This is a genomic window from Vibrio azureus, from assembly GCF_002849855.1.
Classification (GTDB): Bacteria; Pseudomonadota; Gammaproteobacteria; order Enterobacterales; family Vibrionaceae; genus Vibrio; species Vibrio azureus.
In genome coordinates this window covers 2,889,724-2,907,470 of record NZ_CP018616.1, presented here as the reverse complement: position 1 = coordinate 2,907,470, position 17,747 = coordinate 2,889,724, and the positions used below count along the sequence as shown (strand labels likewise).

Annotated in this window: 10 protein-coding genes, 3 rRNA genes and 1 pseudogene; 6 read left to right on the top strand and 8 right to left on the bottom strand. The window is 45.6% G+C overall.

The window, feature by feature from the left end; all coding sequences use genetic code 11:
* The first annotated feature begins 21 nt into the window (after positions 1 to 21).
* Positions 22 to 732, top strand: a complete 711-nt coding sequence (locus tag BS333_RS13230; protein WP_021711322.1) for a DUF1481 domain-containing protein — start codon at positions 22 to 24, stop codon at positions 730 to 732.
* Between the two features lie 147 nt (positions 733 to 879).
* On the opposite strand, the gene purD is transcribed toward BS333_RS13230, so the two are convergent.
* Together purD and purH are read right to left on the bottom strand one after the other, a co-directional pair.
* Positions 880 to 2,169: a phosphoribosylamine--glycine ligase gene (gene purD / locus BS333_RS13225; protein ID WP_021711321.1), complete on the bottom strand. Its 1,290-nt coding sequence runs from the start codon at positions 2,167 to 2,169 to the stop codon at positions 880 to 882.
* 96 nt (positions 2,170 to 2,265) lie between these two features.
* Complete coding sequence (gene purH / locus BS333_RS13220; RefSeq protein WP_021711320.1) at positions 2,266 to 3,873, bottom strand: bifunctional phosphoribosylaminoimidazolecarboxamide formyltransferase/IMP cyclohydrolase; 1,608 nt, start codon at positions 3,871 to 3,873, stop codon at positions 2,266 to 2,268.
* 262 nt (positions 3,874 to 4,135) lie between these two features.
* On the opposite strand from purH, the gene zntR reads away from it, so the two are divergent.
* The 5 genes from zntR to rrf all read left to right on the top strand — a co-directional run bounded on the left by zntR (position 4,136) and on the right by rrf (position 11,737).
* On the top strand, positions 4,136 to 4,534 hold the full coding sequence (gene zntR / locus BS333_RS13215; RefSeq protein ID WP_021711319.1) for a Zn(2+)-responsive transcriptional regulator: 399 nt from the start codon (positions 4,136 to 4,138) through the stop codon (positions 4,532 to 4,534).
* Positions 4,535 to 4,680: 146 nt separating this feature from the next.
* On the top strand, positions 4,681 to 6,273 hold the full coding sequence (cadC, locus tag BS333_RS13210; protein WP_021711318.1) for a lysine decarboxylation/transport transcriptional activator CadC: 1,593 nt from the start codon (positions 4,681 to 4,683) through the stop codon (positions 6,271 to 6,273).
* Between the two features lie 452 nt (positions 6,274 to 6,725).
* Positions 6,726 to 8,278: ribosomal RNA gene (locus tag BS333_RS13205) — 16S ribosomal RNA — on the top strand.
* A gap of 338 nt (positions 8,279 to 8,616) precedes the next feature.
* Positions 8,617 to 11,506 (top strand): 23S ribosomal RNA (locus BS333_RS13200).
* A 114-nt stretch (positions 11,507 to 11,620) separates the two neighbouring features.
* Positions 11,621 to 11,737, top strand: a 5S ribosomal RNA gene (gene rrf, locus BS333_RS13195).
* The 16S, 23S and 5S rRNA genes sit together here, the layout of an rRNA operon.
* A 106-nt stretch (positions 11,738 to 11,843) precedes the next feature.
* On the opposite strand, the pseudogene BS333_RS13190 reads toward rrf, so the two are convergent.
* The 6 genes and pseudogenes from BS333_RS13190 to BS333_RS13165 all read right to left on the bottom strand — a co-directional run bounded on the left by BS333_RS13190 (position 11,844) and on the right by BS333_RS13165 (position 17,498).
* Positions 11,844 to 12,880 (bottom strand): annotated as a pseudogene (locus BS333_RS13190) (IS630 family transposase).
* A 372-nt stretch (positions 12,881 to 13,252) separates the two neighbouring features.
* Positions 13,253 to 13,549: a DNA-binding transcriptional regulator Fis gene (gene fis / locus BS333_RS13185; RefSeq protein ID WP_000462885.1), complete on the bottom strand. Its 297-nt coding sequence runs from the start codon at positions 13,547 to 13,549 to the stop codon at positions 13,253 to 13,255.
* A gap of 23 nt (positions 13,550 to 13,572) precedes the next feature.
* Positions 13,573 to 14,541 (bottom strand): tRNA dihydrouridine synthase DusB, encoded by a 969-nt coding sequence (gene dusB, locus BS333_RS13180; protein WP_033004106.1) that lies wholly within the window; start codon positions 14,539 to 14,541, stop codon positions 13,573 to 13,575.
* A gap of 138 nt (positions 14,542 to 14,679) precedes the next feature.
* Positions 14,680 to 15,567: a 50S ribosomal protein L11 methyltransferase gene (gene prmA / locus BS333_RS13175; RefSeq protein WP_021710577.1), complete on the bottom strand. Its 888-nt coding sequence runs from the start codon at positions 15,565 to 15,567 to the stop codon at positions 14,680 to 14,682.
* Positions 15,568 to 15,772: 205 nt separating this feature from the next.
* On the bottom strand, positions 15,773 to 17,227 hold the full coding sequence (gene panF, locus BS333_RS13170) for a sodium/pantothenate symporter (RefSeq protein WP_021710575.1): 1,455 nt from the start codon (positions 17,225 to 17,227) through the stop codon (positions 15,773 to 15,775).
* A complete protein-coding gene (locus BS333_RS13165) occupies positions 17,217 to 17,498 on the bottom strand; it encodes a YhdT family protein (protein WP_021710574.1) in 282 nt (93 codons plus the stop codon). The genes panF and BS333_RS13165 overlap by 11 nt, the downstream gene beginning before the upstream one ends.
* Between the last annotated feature and the right edge of the window lie 249 nt (positions 17,499 to 17,747).

The window sequence follows — 17,747 nt, the reverse complement described above, 5'->3', positions numbered from 1 at the left end:
TTCTCGCCTCGGTGCAATATCATGAAAAAATATTTACTCCCTTCCTTCCTCATATCGTCTCTATCTTTATTAGCAGGCTGTTCTTCTGTTGAAACCTCCCCTATAGAATCTTTCAGCCACTTTTCTGCTGGTGAAGTGATAGAAGATGGTGTGCAGTTTTACTGGTTGACAGAATGGCTTTCGCGTACGAGTTCAGCAGCAGACTACGTTATGATGGGAGATAAAGGTGCTTATCAGAGTGACTATCGTTGGAGTGAAGGTGAACTCAGAGAACTGATGCGAACAGGCACACACCTCAGTGCAGCGCATGGCTTGGTCCCATTTCAAATCCACATACGTTTTAATAAAAAGGGTGAGGCAATTTACCAACGTTATCGCGTGAATGGCAGAATTCTTCCTTTGCAGCAGAACCAGTTAGACAACTACAAAATGGAAGCAAAATCAGTCGTTGCATCTGTTAGAAAGCTATCCAGTCGAGGTGAGAGCTTAATCCAAGGACACTGGAGTGATTCATCAGGTTTCCGCTCTTGTCATGATGGGCGTAAGTACTCGGTATCGTCACTGGGGCAAATGTCCACGATGCTAGCAAATGGGAATCCGCCATATTCAGATAAGTATTATATCGCTTTTACTGGTCAGGAATCTCGTTATACAGTGCAAGCAAATCAGTTACTCATGACCAAACCAAACTCCTTTGAGTGTGTGAAAAGGCCGACGCTTCTTGCGGAATAATCACCCTCGTTCATCGATGAGTTTACAGCATTTCCTCGGCCATCCACTTTACATCTCTTTGTGAGCTTACTCGTGGCGGTATATAAAAACAAACAAAGGTGCATGAAGCACCTTTGTTGGTTAGTGTTATTCGCTAAATGGTAAAACTTAGCTCTGTTTCTCACGAGCAATCGCACGATAGCCAATGTCGCTACGATGGAACATCCCATCCCAACTAATGTGTTTTGCCAGGTCGTAAGCGCGCTGTTGTGCTTCTGATACGCTGTTGCCGAGTGCTGTGGCGCAAAGTACGCGACCGCCGTTTGTTACTATGTCGCCATCTTTGTTATTGGTTCCTGCATGAAAGACTTTTTCACCTTCAATTTCAATTTGCGGCAGACCTGAAATTATGTCGCCCCTGCTGTATGTGGCTGGGTAACCACCTGCTGCGAGTACAACACCGATCGACGCGCGAGGATCCCATTTTGATTCTGCTTGATCAAGTTTTTCATCGAGTGCAGCAAGGCAGAGATCAACAAGATCCGACTCCATGCGCATCATGATCGGCTGCGTTTCAGGGTCGCCGAAGCGGCAGTTGTATTCGATCACTTTTGGAGTGCCGTCTTTGTCGATCATCAGCCCCGCATATAGGAAACCAGTGTATGGGTTGCCTTCGGACTCCATACCGCGCACAGTTGGGTAAATTACTTCTTCCATGATGCGATTATGGATTTCAGATGTAACAACTGGAGCTGGAGAGTAGGCTCCCATTCCACCCGTATTCGGACCTGTATCTTTATCACCAACACGTTTGTGGTCTTGGCTGGTGGCCATTGGTAGGATATTTTTACCATCGACCATCACGATGAAGCTAGCCTCTTCACCATCGAGGAATTCTTCGATAACTACGCGGCTGCCAGCATCACCAAATGCGTTGCCAGCGAGCATATCTTTGATCGCGTCTTCTGCTTCTTCTAACGTCATTGCGACGATGACTCCTTTCCCTGCCGCAAGGCCGTCGGCTTTAACGACAATCGGTGCACCTTGTTCACGCACGTAAGCAAGAGCAGGCTCGATTTCAGTAAAGTTTGCGTAAGCACCTGTTGGGATCTGATGGCGTGCTAAGAAATCTTTAGTAAAGGCTTTAGAACCTTCAAGTTGCGCGGCAGCTTGTGTCGGGCCAAAAATAGGCAGACCTGCTTCTCGGAAAGCGTCCACAACACCGATAACCAGTGGCGCTTCAGGGCCAACGATCGTTAGCTCAATGGCTTGTTCTTTTGCAAAAGTAAGTAAGCTTTCAATGTCATCTACTGCGATGTTGATGTTTTCTAGTTTAGGCTCTAGTGCTGTCCCTGCATTACCCGGAGCAACGAAGACTGTTTCAACACTTGGGTTTTGTGCTGCTTTCCAACCTAGTGCGTGTTCACGACCGCCTGAACCAATAATTAAAACTCGCATATTAGAATCCTTTATCAATGATTTAGTTTAGCCCTGGGTGAGTGACAGGGCTATTAACCACTCTAGCACCTAGTTTCTAGGGCTTCGTTATATGAATTAGTGGCGGAAGTGACGCATGCCTGTAAAGATCATTGCCATACCATGCTCATCAGCAGCAGCAATCACCTCATCATCACGCATAGAGCCGCCCGGCTGGATAACGCATTTTATGCCAGCTTCTGCCGCCGCATCGATACCATCACGGAATGGGAAGAAAGCGTCAGATGCCATGACACTGCCTGCAACTTCTAAACCTTCATCTGCAGCTTTGATGCCTGCAATCTTCGCTGAGTAAACGCGGCTCATTTGGCCTGCGCCCACACCAATAGTCATATCACCTTTCGCGTAAACAATCGCGTTTGATTTAACAAACTTCGCGACCTTCCAGCAGAATAGGGCATCTTTCAGCTCTTCCTCGGTTGGTTGACGTTTAGAAACCACTTTCAGATCATTTAGGCTTACCATACCTTGGTCACGGTCTTGAACCAGTAGACCGCCATTAACACGCTTCACGTCGAAACCTGTTGTCTTGGTTGACCATTCCCCACACTCAAGCAAGCGCACGTTTTTCTTCGCCGCAACAACTCCAATCGCTTCAGCAGATACGGAAGGGGCGATGATCACTTCAACGAATTGACGCTCAACGATAGCAGCAGCTGTTTCTGCGTCGAGCTCTTGGTTGAATGCAATGATGCCGCCGAATGCAGATGTTGGGTCAGTTTGGTAAGCGCGGTTGTACGCCTCTAGGATGTCTTTACCCAGAGCTACACCACATGGGTTTGCGTGTTTAACGATGACACATGCAGGTTCGTTGAACTCTTTCACACACTCAAGCGCTGCGTCTGTATCTGCGATGTTATTGTAAGAGAGCGCTTTGCCTTGGATTTGGCGAGCAGTAGAAACAGATGCCTCTTGTGGGTTGGCTTCTACGTAGAAGGCTGCCGCTTGGTGGCTGTTCTCTCCGTAGCGCATGTCTTGCTTCTTCTCGAACTGTTGGTTGAACGTACGTGGGAATTTGCTCTTGTTTTCAGGAGAAGGTTCATCACCTTCTTTGTTCTCACCGTAAGATGGAACCATTGTGCCGAAGTAGTTTGCGATCATGCCGTCGTAAGAAGCCGTGTGTTCGAATGCTGCGATAGCAAGGTCGAAGCGAGTTTCTAGCGTGAGAGATTTGTCGTTCGCGTCCATTTCAGCGATCACGCGGTTGTAGTCGTGAGCGTTCACAACGATAGTTACGTCTTTATGGTTTTTCGCAGCAGAGCGAACCATCGTTGGGCCGCCGATATCGATGTTTTCAACCGCGTCAGCAAGCGTACAGCCTTCTTTTGCTACGGTTTCTGCGAATGGGTATAGATTAACAATAACCATATCGATAGGGTTGATTCCGTGTTTTTCCATCACGTCATCATCTTGGCCACGACGACCCAGAACACCACCGTGAACTTTCGGGTGAAGCGTTTTAACGCGACCGTCCATCATTTCTGGGAAACCAGTGTAGTCAGAGACTTCTGTTACAGTGATGCCTCGTTCTGCAAGTAGACGAGCCGTACCACCAGTAGATAGGATATCGACACCACGCTCAGTAAGAGCTTGTGCAAATTCAACAATACCTGTTTTATCTGATACGCTGATAAGCGCACGGCGAATAGGACGAGCGTTGTTCATGCTTCCATTTTCCTCAAATTCACGGAGTTAAAGATGTTTGCCAAAAGTGAGCCAACTGATATCCATCGGAGTAATTTTGGCTAGTTTTGGTAAAAATCCTTGCCGGATGTTGCCTAGGTAAGCAAGCTGTACGATCTGATGGCGCACATTCTAACTAACTTCTTATAAAAAAGCTCGCGCAATCGTTTGGCATTGACGAAAATATTGTGAAAATGCTAATTTCTAGGCTTGAAAAGTACAAGTGACTGGATGGAGAGATTGTATGTTTCAGATTGGTGAGCTAGCGAAACGTTGTGGTGTAACAACGGATGCGTTGCGCTTCTACGAAAAGAATGCGCTGCTTAATCCTGCTGGTCGCAGTGAGTCAGGGTACCGCCTCTACAATGAAGAAAATCAACAGCAGGTACGTTTTATCTTAAAGGCCAAAGAACTGGGTTTGAGCTTAGAGGAAATAAAAGATCTGTTAGGCATCAAGCTCGAGGCAACGGAGCACAGTTGTGCTGAAGTGAAAGCAATTACGTCAGCTAAATTAAATCTAATTGATGCAAAAATTGCAGAATTGACAAAAATACGCCGTGCTTTAAAAAAAATAAACGACGCTTGTTGCGGCCATCGTAATGATGATGCGAGTCACTGTTCTATTCTTGCTGCACTGGAATAATTTATTATTGTCTCAATTTTGATAAATATATGGCCTAGGTCTCCCCTTCTTTTTTACATATAATTCCGCCTCTTCGGATCTTTGCATTACTCTACTTTTTGGGATGCAAGTAAGGTCATTATGCTAACAATGAGAGTTGATCAAATATGGTTGGAAGCTATTTTCAAATCAATGATTGGATATTGAATATTGATGAAAATAAGCTGTATCGACAAGACAAGGAAGTAAATGTTGAGCCGCGCTTAATTAATTTACTGCATTTTATGGTGCGCCATCCCAATAGGATCTTCAATAGAGACGAATTAATCGAATCTGTATGGGGTGGTGCAGCTGTGACAGAACAGGTAGTCACGCAATCTATTTTTGAACTTCGTAAACTGCTGCGTGATGGCCGTGCTGACTCAATAAATTATGTCATCACTGTCCCTAAACGTGGTTATAAATTAGTCACAACGGTAAAGTCTCTATCGCATATGGAGTTTATTTCTGCTTGTCTTGCTTTCGGGATTAATATTTCTTCTGAAAGTTGCAAAAAGATAGAGCAAGAACCAACAAGAACTGATAAATATGCGTCAGTTGAGCAAACGCTTCCGACCTCGAAGACAATGACTGCGAAATGTGCAGATATGATTTGTCATCTTTTCTCTTTACATAAGAAAGTTTCACACAGGCGTCTTAACGTCATGAACTTTTTTTTGTTTAGTGCCTTGGCAACTTTACTTGGCACTTTGGCCTATTCTCAACCGAATAAGCCAACAAAGCTAGATGCAAACGTTATAGAATTTCAATTCCGAGATCATATTAGTAGGAAAAATGAATTTTATAGTTTGGCGGATGGTTTTGCTCAAAAACTGATGTTCGATGTCGCTTTACTGAGTGACTTTGAAGTAATTAACAAGGTTGAAGAACAGACGTCTGCCCAGAAGGCAGGAAAAACCATATTCACCAGCATTAAAGGACGTCACGGGAAAGACATCTTTGAAGTTGAATATAGAGACAATATCTTAGATAAAGTGATCTTCAAACGTGACTATGTGCTGAAAAAAGATAAGTTACGATCTTTGATGCGACATATACCTTTGGAATTGCTGCGCAAACTTAATGTACCTAAAGCTAGACTGAAATCTAAAGTTCTTAATGCTGGCCTCCCAATGGATGCGGATGCTTTAGAACTGTTCATAGAAGCAAATCACTTCCTCTCAATACAAGAAAGAAAACCCTTTCAGCACGGGATCGATCTACTTGAGAAGACTTTATCCCTAGAAAAAGATAATGCTTATGTGCAGGCTGAGCTGCTGGTGGCATATCATATTCAACAAGCTTTGAAATTTGAACCTGAGTTAAATATGAATCGACTTAAGGAGCTTGAAAGGAAGCTTGAAGCCAATGTCAGAATGCAACTTGGCTTTATTCAGCCAAAAATATATGAGGCTCTTGCATTGCACTCGATGCTCAATGGCAAGATGAGTAAGGCTAAAAAGTATTTACGACAAGGGCTGAAAGTACGTAATTCAGTGTTGTCTTATGTGCTGCTAGGAAAGTACGCAGAAATAGATGGAGATATTAAAAGGGCAAAAGGCTTCTATATGGATGCGCTTGTGAATAATGGTTCGAAGGCAACTTACCAATTATGTGAGAAGTTAGTATTCTCAAGTGATATGAAGGTCGTACTTGGTAAATTAGCATTTCAACACTCTAGTCCAGTTGAAGATACGAGCTTTATTAAGATTACGCAGTAAGTATAGTAGCAAGTATTGTTTATTTCATCGCCGATCAGGCGTTGAAATATTCATTGTGAGTGCTTTGTGTTCGTTTGGTGTTTTTTTTTAGAAAAAAGCTTGCGTAGAAATTGGAATTCCCTATACTGCGCATCCACCGACACGGAGTGAGGCGAAAGTCACACAACGAGTCGAAAGAGAGAAAAGAATTTAAAAAAACACTTGACTCTCTGGATGGGAAGCGTAAGATACGCACCCCTAACGACGAGGCGCTGAAGCGATGAGTTAGTTAGAAAAGCTCTTTAAAAATAAGAACCTATCAATCTGTGTGGGCACTCGTTGATGATAATCCAATTAGAAACTTCTCTTAATGAGAGGCTTCAAATTCGATTTCAATGAACTGAGTGACCAATCAAGTCGAAAGACTTGGCACAGTCAATTTATTCAGTATTCATTGAGTCAAACAAAATCTTAAATTGAAGAGTTTGATCATGGCTCAGATTGAACGCTGGCGGCAGGCCTAACACATGCAAGTCGAGCGGAAACGAGTTGTCTGAACCTTCGGGGAACGATAACGGCGTCGAGCGGCGGACGGGTGAGTAATGCCTAGGAAATTGCCCTGATGTGGGGGATAACCATTGGAAACGATGGCTAATACCGCATAACGCCTACGGGCCAAAGAGGGGGACCTTCGGGCCTCTCGCGTCAGGATATGCCTAGGTGGGATTAGCTAGTTGGTGAGGTAAGGGCTCACCAAGGCGACGATCCCTAGCTGGTCTGAGAGGATGATCAGCCACACTGGAACTGAGACACGGTCCAGACTCCTACGGGAGGCAGCAGTGGGGAATATTGCACAATGGGCGCAAGCCTGATGCAGCCATGCCGCGTGTGTGAAGAAGGCCTTCGGGTTGTAAAGCACTTTCAGTCGTGAGGAAGGCAGTATCGTTAATAGCGGTATTGTTTGACGTTAGCGACAGAAGAAGCACCGGCTAACTCCGTGCCAGCAGCCGCGGTAATACGGAGGGTGCGAGCGTTAATCGGAATTACTGGGCGTAAAGCGCATGCAGGTGGTTTGTTAAGTCAGATGTGAAAGCCCGGGGCTCAACCCCGGAATAGCATTTGAAACTGGCAGACTAGAGTACTGTAGAGGGGGGTAGAATTTCAGGTGTAGCGGTGAAATGCGTAGAGATCTGAAGGAATACCGGTGGCGAAGGCGGCCCCCTGGACAGATACTGACACTCAGATGCGAAAGCGTGGGGAGCAAACAGGATTAGATACCCTGGTAGTCCACGCCGTAAACGATGTCTACTTGGAGGTTGTGGCCTTGAGCCGTGGCTTTCGGAGCTAACGCGTTAAGTAGACCGCCTGGGGAGTACGGTCGCAAGATTAAAACTCAAATGAATTGACGGGGGCCCGCACAAGCGGTGGAGCATGTGGTTTAATTCGATGCAACGCGAAGAACCTTACCTACTCTTGACATCCAGAGAACTTTCCAGAGATGGATTGGTGCCTTCGGGAACTCTGAGACAGGTGCTGCATGGCTGTCGTCAGCTCGTGTTGTGAAATGTTGGGTTAAGTCCCGCAACGAGCGCAACCCTTATCCTTGTTTGCCAGCGAGTAATGTCGGGAACTCCAGGGAGACTGCCGGTGATAAACCGGAGGAAGGTGGGGACGACGTCAAGTCATCATGGCCCTTACGAGTAGGGCTACACACGTGCTACAATGGCGCATACAGAGGGCAGCCAACTTGCGAAAGTGAGCGAATCCCAAAAAGTGCGTCGTAGTCCGGATTGGAGTCTGCAACTCGACTCCATGAAGTCGGAATCGCTAGTAATCGTGGATCAGAATGCCACGGTGAATACGTTCCCGGGCCTTGTACACACCGCCCGTCACACCATGGGAGTGGGCTGCAAAAGAAGTAGGTAGTTTAACCTTCGGGAGGACGCTTACCACTTTGTGGTTCATGACTGGGGTGAAGTCGTAACAAGGTAGCGCTAGGGGAACCTGGCGCTGGATCACCTCCTTATACGATGATTATTAAGACAAGTGTCCACACAGATTGATGGTTTTGAAGCATTAGGCTTCAAGCTGTAATTGCTCTTTAACAATTTGGAAAGCTGACAGATAACAATTTGATGAATTGTTGTCTAATAAAAGTTCTCAAATCCTATGTCTTTTGAAGATGTAGGTACCAATACACATTCAAGTGTTCTTGGGTTTTACTTCGTTCTTAATGAATGAAGAAAAACATATTTGAGTCCGGCAAAATCGAACGCTATCTCGCTCATTCAAATAATGAGATAGCAACTTTGGTTGTTTAAACAACAAACTCAAGATTTCTTCTGAAACTCTTTGGGGTTGTATGGTTAAGTGACTAAGCGTACACGGTGGATGCCTTGGCAGTCAGAGGCGATGAAAGACGTAGTAACTTGCGATAAGCCCAGATTAGGTAGTAACAACCATTTGAGTCTGGGATTTCTGAATGGGGAAACCCACGTGCATAAGCACGTATCGTTATGTGAATACATAGCATAACGAGGCGAACCGGGGGAACTGAAACATCTAAGTACCCCGAGGAAAAGAAATCAACCGAGATTCCGAAAGTAGCGGCGAGCGAAATTGGATTAGCCCTTAAGCTTTTTATGCGTCAGGTGAAACTTCTGGAAAGTTGTGCGATACAGGGTGATAGCCCCGTAACCGGCAACGCATTTAAAGTGAAATCGAGTAGGGCGGGACACGTGATATCCTGTCTGAATATGGGGGGACCATCCTCCAAGGCTAAATACTACTGACTGACCGATAGTGAACCAGTACCGTGAGGGAAAGGCGAAAAGAACCCCTGTGAGGGGAGTGAAATAGAACCTGAAACCGTGTACGTACAAGCAGTAGGAGCCCACTTGTTGGGTGACTGCGTACCTTTTGTATAATGGGTCAGCGACTTATATTCAGTGGCAAGGTTAACCATCTAGGGGAGCCGTAGGGAAACCGAGTCTTAACTGGGCGCTCAGTCTCTGGATATAGACCCGAAACCAGGTGATCTAGCCATGGGCAGGTTGAAGGTTGAGTAACATCAACTGGAGGACCGAACCGACTAATGTTGAAAAATTAGCGGATGACTTGTGGCTAGGGGTGAAAGGCCAATCAAACCTGGAGATAGCTGGTTCTCCCCGAAAGCTATTTAGGTAGCGCCTCGGACGAATACTACTGGGGGTAGAGCACTGTTAAGGCTAGGGGGTCATCCCGACTTACCAACCCTTTGCAAACTCCGAATACCAGTAAGTACTATCCGGGAGACACACGGCGGGTGCTAACGTCCGTCGTGGAGAGGGAAACAACCCAGACCGCCAGCTAAGGTCCCAAATTACTACTAAGTGGGAAACGATGTGGGAAGGCTCAGACAGCCAGGATGTTGGCTTAGAAGCAGCCATCATTTAAAGAAAGCGTAATAGCTCACTGGTCGAGTCGGCCTGCGCGGAAGATGTAACGGGGCTAAGTAGTAAACCGAAGCTGCGGCAATGCACTTTTGTGCATTGGGTAGGGGAGCGTTCTGTAAGCCGTTGAAGGTGTGTTGTAAAGCATGCTGGAGGTATCAGAAGTGCGAATGCTGACATGAGTAACGATAAAGGGGGTGAAAAACCCCCTCGCCGGAAGACCAAGGGTTCCTGTCCAACGTTAATCGGGGCAGGGTAAGTCGACCCCTAAGGCGAGGCCGAAAGGCGTAGTCGATGGGAAACGGGTTAATATTCCCGTACTTCTTACAATTGCGATGGGGGGACGGAGAAGGCTAGGTGGGCCTGGCGACGGTTGTCCAGGTTCAAGTGCGTAGGCTGAAGAGTTAGGTAAATCCGGCTCTTCTTAAGGCTGAGACACGACGTCGAGCTACTACGGTAGTGAAGTCATTGATGCCATGCTTCCAGGAAAAGCCTCTAAGCTTCAGATTGTAAGGAATCGTACCCCAAACCGACACAGGTGGTCGGGTAGAGAATACCAAGGCGCTTGAGAGAACTCGGGTGAAGGAACTAGGCAAAATGGTACCGTAACTTCGGGAGAAGGTACGCTCTCGACGGTGAAGTCCCTCGCGGATGGAGCTGTTGAGAGTCGCAGATACCAGGTGGCTGCAACTGTTTATTAAAAACACAGCACTGTGCAAAATCGTAAGATGACGTATACGGTGTGACGCCTGCCCGGTGCCGGAAGGTTAATTGATGGGGTTAGACTTCGGTCGAAGCTCTTGATCGAAGCCCCGGTAAACGGCGGCCGTAACTATAACGGTCCTAAGGTAGCGAAATTCCTTGTCGGGTAAGTTCCGACCTGCACGAATGGCGTAATGATGGCCACGCTGTCTCCACCCGAGACTCAGTGAAATTGAAATCGCTGTGAAGATGCAGTGTACCCGCGGCTAGACGGAAAGACCCCGTGAACCTTTACTACAGCTTGGCACTGAACATTGACCCTACATGTGTAGGATAGGTGGGAGGCTTTGAAACCAGCACGCCAGTGTTGGTGGAGCCGTCCTTGAAATACCACCCTTGTAGTGTTGATGTTCTAACGTCGACCCCTCATCGGGGTTGCGGACAGTGCCTGGTGGGTAGTTTGACTGGGGCGGTCTCCTCCCAAAGCGTAACGGAGGAGCACGAAGGTGGGCTAATCACGGTTGGACATCGTGAGGTTAGTGCAATGGCATAAGCCCGCTTGACTGCGAGAATGACAATTCGAGCAGGTGCGAAAGCAGGTCATAGTGATCCGGTGGTTCTGTATGGAAGGGCCATCGCTCAACGGATAAAAGGTACTCCGGGGATAACAGGCTGATACCGCCCAAGAGTTCATATCGACGGCGGTGTTTGGCACCTCGATGTCGGCTCATCACATCCTGGGGCTGAAGTCGGTCCCAAGGGTATGGCTGTTCGCCATTTAAAGTGGTACGCGAGCTGGGTTTAGAACGTCGTGAGACAGTTCGGTCCCTATCTGCCGTGGGCGTTGGAGAATTGAAAGGGGCTGCTCCTAGTACGAGAGGACCGGAGTGGACGAACCTCTGGTGTTCGGGTTGTGTCGCCAGACGCATTGCCCGGTAGCTAAGTTCGGGATCGATAACCGCTGAAAGCATCTAAGCGGGAAGCGAGCCTTGAGATGAGTTCTCCCTGATACATTAAGTATCCTAAAGGGTTGTCGGAGACTACGACGTTGATAGGTCAGGTGTGTAAGCGTTGTGAGGCGTTGAGCTAACTGATACTAATTGCCCGTGAGGCTTAACCATACAACACCCAAAGGGTTTTGATGGACTCAAAGCAAGAACGAATTGAATGTGTAAGAACTGAAACAGCTTTCCAGATTATTTAAATCCTGATAACAGGATTTAAAACAGAATTTGCTTGGCGACCATAGCGATTTGGACCCACCTGACTTCCATCCCGAACTCAGAAGTGAAACGAATTAGCGCCGATGGTAGTGTGGGGCTTCCCCATGTGAGAGTAGGACATCGCCAGGCTTTAAATTTAAAAAAGCCCACTCTGATGAGTGGGCTTTTTTGCATCTGAAGATATGACTTAACACATTGTTGTCCCTTCTGGCATACCTTATACCAATCTGGAAAATTAGCTGATCAGGTCAATCCAATCCCTTGTACACTTTTGGGTAACCCTATCAGCACGCTCCAAGAATCGATTCCATGCAGTGCACACTTTCGACACAATATCTTGGTAGTCGGTAAAACTCTGATTGGCAAGATAGTGTTGTCTGAGCCAACTCCACACTTGTTCTATTGGGTTTAGCTCTGGTGAATATGGCGGGAGTTTGATGATACTGACATTACTGAACTGTTCAGCAATGTCATCTGTATGCCAGCCAGCACCATCCATAATGACCACTGCGTGACGACCTTTTTCGGTCACCGCGGATATCTGCTTAAGGTGCTCAACCATAATGTCCTTGTTAACCCAAGGAACGACCAGCGCCTCGCCAATACCTCTAGCGGGACATGCTGAGCCAAACAAATACGCATATTCAAACTGCTGCTGTTTAACTGCTCTTGGTCTTGACCCACGCTTAGCCCAAAGTCGAGTGGTCGTGTTTTGCTGACCAAATCTTGCTTCATCTTGAAACCAGACATCGACGTTATCAAGCCCCATGTGACCGGGGATCTTAAGGATCGTTTCAATTTTGAATTTTTTTAAAATCGTCTTGGATTTGCTGGGATTGACGAGGGTGCTTGGAGCGTGATGTTATCCAAGAGAAGCCCATGTGATTAAGCAAATAGTAGATAGAGTCTGGGTGGTAGTGTTTACCAAACTCTTTCACGATATAAGCATGAATATCAGTACCTGTTAACCTCCCCCCAGATGAATCTTCGGCACGTGCCTTTATAAACAGGCTTAGCTGTTCACGTTGTTGGGTATTGAGGAATGCTGGTCGACCCGTTCTTGGTTTCTCTTGCAGTCCTTCAAGCCCCCTCTTCAAAGAATGTTTGTACCCATTTGTTCACACTGGTTCTACTGACTTTAAGGAACTTGGCGATTTGGGTGCGAGAGTGGCCATCTTTAAAGTGTGCCAATGCGAGTAATCGCATCTTCATCTGGATAGATTTTTGTTGGCTAGCAAGCTTTTTAAAATCAGTGTTATCGAGGTTGTCCATTGCATCCCTTTGACGATAAAGTAACAACCTCAATTAGATCATATTTTTACTTTAATTGGCATTAGATGGCTTTGCCTTTTGACAATAAATGTCGGTCTTTTTTAGAGAGATGAAAATACGAGCTGTATAGCTTTTTAAGGGCTAAGGGTGATCATACAATAACGTTCTATACTTTCTTGATACCATTGTGCTCTCAGTCCTTTGTGGCGAGTCTAGGCGCCATTCTTTCTCCTTGCCTGACGATATTTTTATCTAGTCTAATGCCATGTGCTCGATGCAGAATTGAGGTCATAATTTTAAAGGCAATAAGCAATAAAAAGGGGTGAGTCATTGCTGACTCACCCCTTTTTACAAAGATACTTTATAAACCTATTAGTTCATGCCGTACTTTTTAAGTTTTTTGCGAAGAGTACCGCGGTTGATACCCATCATAGTCGCTGCACGAGTTTGGTTGCCGCGAGTGTACTGCATGATGGTATCTAGTAGTGGTTGTTCAACTTCAGCTAGAACTAATTCATATAGCTCTGTTACTTCCTGACCGTTTAATTGGGCTAGGTAGTTTTTAAGAGATGCTTTAACAGAGTCACGTAAAGGCTTTTGCGTAATCTGGTCTTGTGACGTTACTGTAGTTACTGTTAATGCTTCTGAAGTCAGATTTTGTTCGAACATATTCGGTCTAGCTCTTCTCTTAATTATGATGCAACGTTATCAAAATAACCTTCTAACGCCTCAAGTTGCAGTTCTGCAGCGTCGATAGCGTTGAAGGTACGGCGAAACTCACTTGCTTGCTCATGTTCTTTTAGGTACCAGCCTACGTGCTTACGCGCGATTCTCGGGCCTAAGAACTCACCATAGAAGTCATGTAGAGCATTAACATGACCAAGCATAATGGCTTTCACTTCCTCACTAGGAAGTTCACCCATTGTGGTGCCGTTTTCCAAATAGTGATGGATTTCCTGAAAAATCCAAGGACGGCCTTGGGCAGGGCGTCCAATCATTAAAGCATCAGCACCGGTGTACTCTAGTACAAACTTTGCTTTTTCCGGGCTATCGATATCACCGTTTGCGATAACCGGAATGGATATAGCTTGTTTCACTGCTTTAATGCTGTCGTATTCGGCCTCACCTTTGTACATACACGCTTTTGTTCTGCCGTGGAGAGCAAGAGCTTGTATGCCGCAGTTTTCGGCTAATTTAGCGATTTGGACACAGTTTTTATTGTCTGTATCCCAACCTGTCCGGGTTTTTAACGTCACAGGTACGTCTACTGCTTTTACTACCGCAGTCAAAATCTGTTCGATAATGTCTGGATATTGAAGTAAGGCAGAACCGGCAAGCTTTTTATTCACTTTCTTTGCTGGGCAACCCATGTTGATGTCGATGATTTGTGCACCGTTTTCAACACTGAACTGAGCCGCATCAGCCATAAGCTGTGGATCGGCTCCTGCAATTTGTACAGAGCGAATGCCCGATTCACCTTCATGTACCATGCGTTGTTTCGATTTTGACGTTCCCCACAGTTTCGGGTTGGCAGACATCATCTCACTGACTGCCATACCGGCACCATAGCGAAGACACAACTCGCGAAACGGTCTATCCGTTACACCAGCCATTGGGGCTACGATTAGATTGTTTTTAAGTTGATAGTTTCCGATTTTCAAAACGTCATCACAGTTCTGTTCCAGCAAGGGCGCGCATTTTACGCATTTTTTCACTGTGTGAAAAGACTAATATTTGAGCATTTACAAATTGTTTGTGAAATTGCATAAAATTCAGTCAATTAAATTTTAAAATCGCAATCAGTTTTGCTTCTTGCCAGAGATGCGACACCACTCGTTTTGTTCGATAATTGGGTCGATATCAAGATCATCACGATAGTAGTTCGCTACGTCTTCGGCTTGAGTATCTAATACGCCTGACATCGCTAACCCACCACCAGGTTTCACTAGGCTTTTAATGACAGGTGCGAGCTCTCTTAATGGGCCAGCAAGGATATTGGCAACGACGACGTCTGCCACTAGACCTTGAGGCTGATTCTGAGGCAGATAGACTTCTAATTTATCTGCGACGCCATTGCGCTGTGCGTTATCCAAAGAGGCTTGAAGAGCTTGTGGATCGATATCAATCCCGATCACTTGTTGTGCCCCTAGTTTGATGGCAGCAATGGCGAGAATGCCAGAACCACAACCAAAGTCGATAACCGTCTTTCCTGATAGATCAAGGCTCTCTAGCCATTCAAGACATAATGCTGTTGTTGGGTGAGTACCTGTACCAAAAGCAAGGCCAGGGTCAAGCATAACATTGACTGCCTGTGGATCGGGTACTTCGCGCCAACTTGGGCAAATCCATAGGCGCTCGCCAAATTTCATTGGGTGGAAGTTCTCCATCCATTCACGTTCCCAGTCTTTATCTTCGAGCTGTTCCACTTTGTAGGCAAAGTCACTCGCGAGAAGTTGGCTTGCTTTAATTTGGCTAATAATAAAGTCAGTATCCGCTTCAGCATCATACAGTGCCAGAATATCAGTATCGCCCCACAAACGAGTTTCACCAGGGAGAGGTTCGAATACTGGAGTGTCTTGTGCATCTAAAAATGTCACAGATAACGCGCCTGTCTCTTCCATTAGCATGTCGCCGATTTGTTCAGCGTTCTCATTGGTCGCGTTAAGTTTGATTTGAATCCAAGGCATGTATTTATTCGCTTTTTTTGGTTAGCTATGGTTAAGGAGGCAGATTCTAACAGTTCTTGCAGATCTGTTGAAGTATATTGGTTGATTTTTAAACGACTAAGTAAGCGCAGAAAGATTATAAAAATGCGTTATGTTCAAGGTGCTCGTTTTACAGAACACCTTGAATAATGCAAAGGAGGCATACGAAATAATGAGAACTTAAGCGCTAGATGGCTTTTATTGGTCTTTCGTTAGGTTTGTAATAACTGCCGAGTAAAAATGCAATTAAGCCAATAATCATAGTCGGCACAATTGCGTGTATACCGCCAAGGTTGGGTTTAAACCAAACCAAACAAAGGTAGCAGGTTAGTCCAACACTCATAGAGGCTAAAGCACCAATCGCGGAGGCTTTTCTCCAATAGAGCCCCATAATAAGTGGCCATAAAAATACCGCTTGCATGCCACCTAATGCGACTAGGTTGAGCCAGATGATCATTTCGGGAGGATTCAATGCGGCAAAAAAGACGAGAATAGAAAATATAACGGAAATCCATATCGAAAGCTTCGACAGCTTTCGGTTGGCATTTGCTTCTTCAGTCATTTTAGGATTAAGGTAGTTAATGTATAAATCCTTGAGTAATGTAGCGGATGCTTGAATGAGCTGTGAATCAATCGTTGACATGATCGCTGCCATTGGGCCTGCTAAAAAGAGACCTGCAACGATTGGAGATAGTACGGTCATCATAAGTGTTGGCATAATTTGGTCCGGGCTTGCTATGTCTGGCACGATGGCACGACCTAACGCCCCAGCGAGGTGCATGCCAAACATAAGGAAGGCAACCATGATCGTACTGATCACCATACCACGATGTAATGATGCACTGGATTGGTAAGAGATACACCTCACGGCTGCATGAGGGAGGCCAATGACACCAAAACAGACTAATACCCAAAAACTCAACATCATAGGTTGATTGAGAAATTGGTTTGGTCCGTAAGGTGAAATGAGCGCTGGATCAATGGTATGTAGGCCTTGGATCAATTCACCGACACTTCCACCAGCTTGAACGATCCCATATAGTAAAGCGACAGTGCCAATGATCATCATGATCCCTTGTAATGTGTCGGTCATTACTACGGCTCTGAAGCCACCAATAGTGGTATATAAACCAACAGTCAGTGAGAAAATCATCAGACCTTGAGTGTATGAAAGTCCAGTCACTGTTTGTAATAACCTTGCTCCACCAATAAATTGCACGACCATGGTGGCGAAGAAAGCCAATAATAGCGCTAATGAAGCGAAGATCACCACGGCACGGTTTTGGTAACGAGCATAGAGCATATCGTTAAGGGTGATCGCGTTATGTCGTCTTGCCTCGATAGCAAATTTTTTGCCGAGTACACCGAGGGTTAACCAAGCTGCAGGTAATTGTATCATCGCAAGTAATACCCAACCCAATCCCATTTGATAGGCGGCTCCTGGTCCACCAATAAATGAACTGGCACTGGCATACGTTGCTGCGAGTGTCATGGCAAGCACGAAGCCTCCCATACTGCGATTACCGATTAAATGTTCAGTTAAAAAATTGCTGCTGTTGTTTTTATGACGTCGCGAATACAAAGCTAATGCAAACACTGCTAAAAGGTAGAGGGTTAGAGAGAGCAGTAGTTCAATGTTCATTATCATCCTCCGTAATATCGAGAGGCATATCTTGGAAAAGGTAGCGCACCATCAGAGCACATAAGAGACTGAAAATAAGTGGGCCTAAAATACAGGCAAGTAAAAACCATAGAGGAAATCCAAAATAGAGTTCAGGTACCTCTGATGAGTTTGGTTCTGGTGCGATGACGTAGGCGGATAAATACCACCAAACAAAGTAAGCGAGTGCTAAAGCGCATGACCATTTAGCTTCTTTATGTGCTTGATGATAGCGCTCTGATAGAGTCTTCATTGATTGAGTCCAATTTTATCGAGTGATTAACGTTCAATGTTGCGTTATACCCAAATCTTGTCCGTTATATTACGTGATGTGAATGCTGCTCGATTCACAAGGTCGAGATTGATTTTTTTACCAGTATATGTATTCGTTTTTATTCGTTTATGTATTAAGAAAAGCTCACTATTTTGGCAAAACTAGACGGCCAGTACTAGAAGTGAAAACCTATTTTCAGGGATGATGGATGGGGTTTTTGATTTGCGC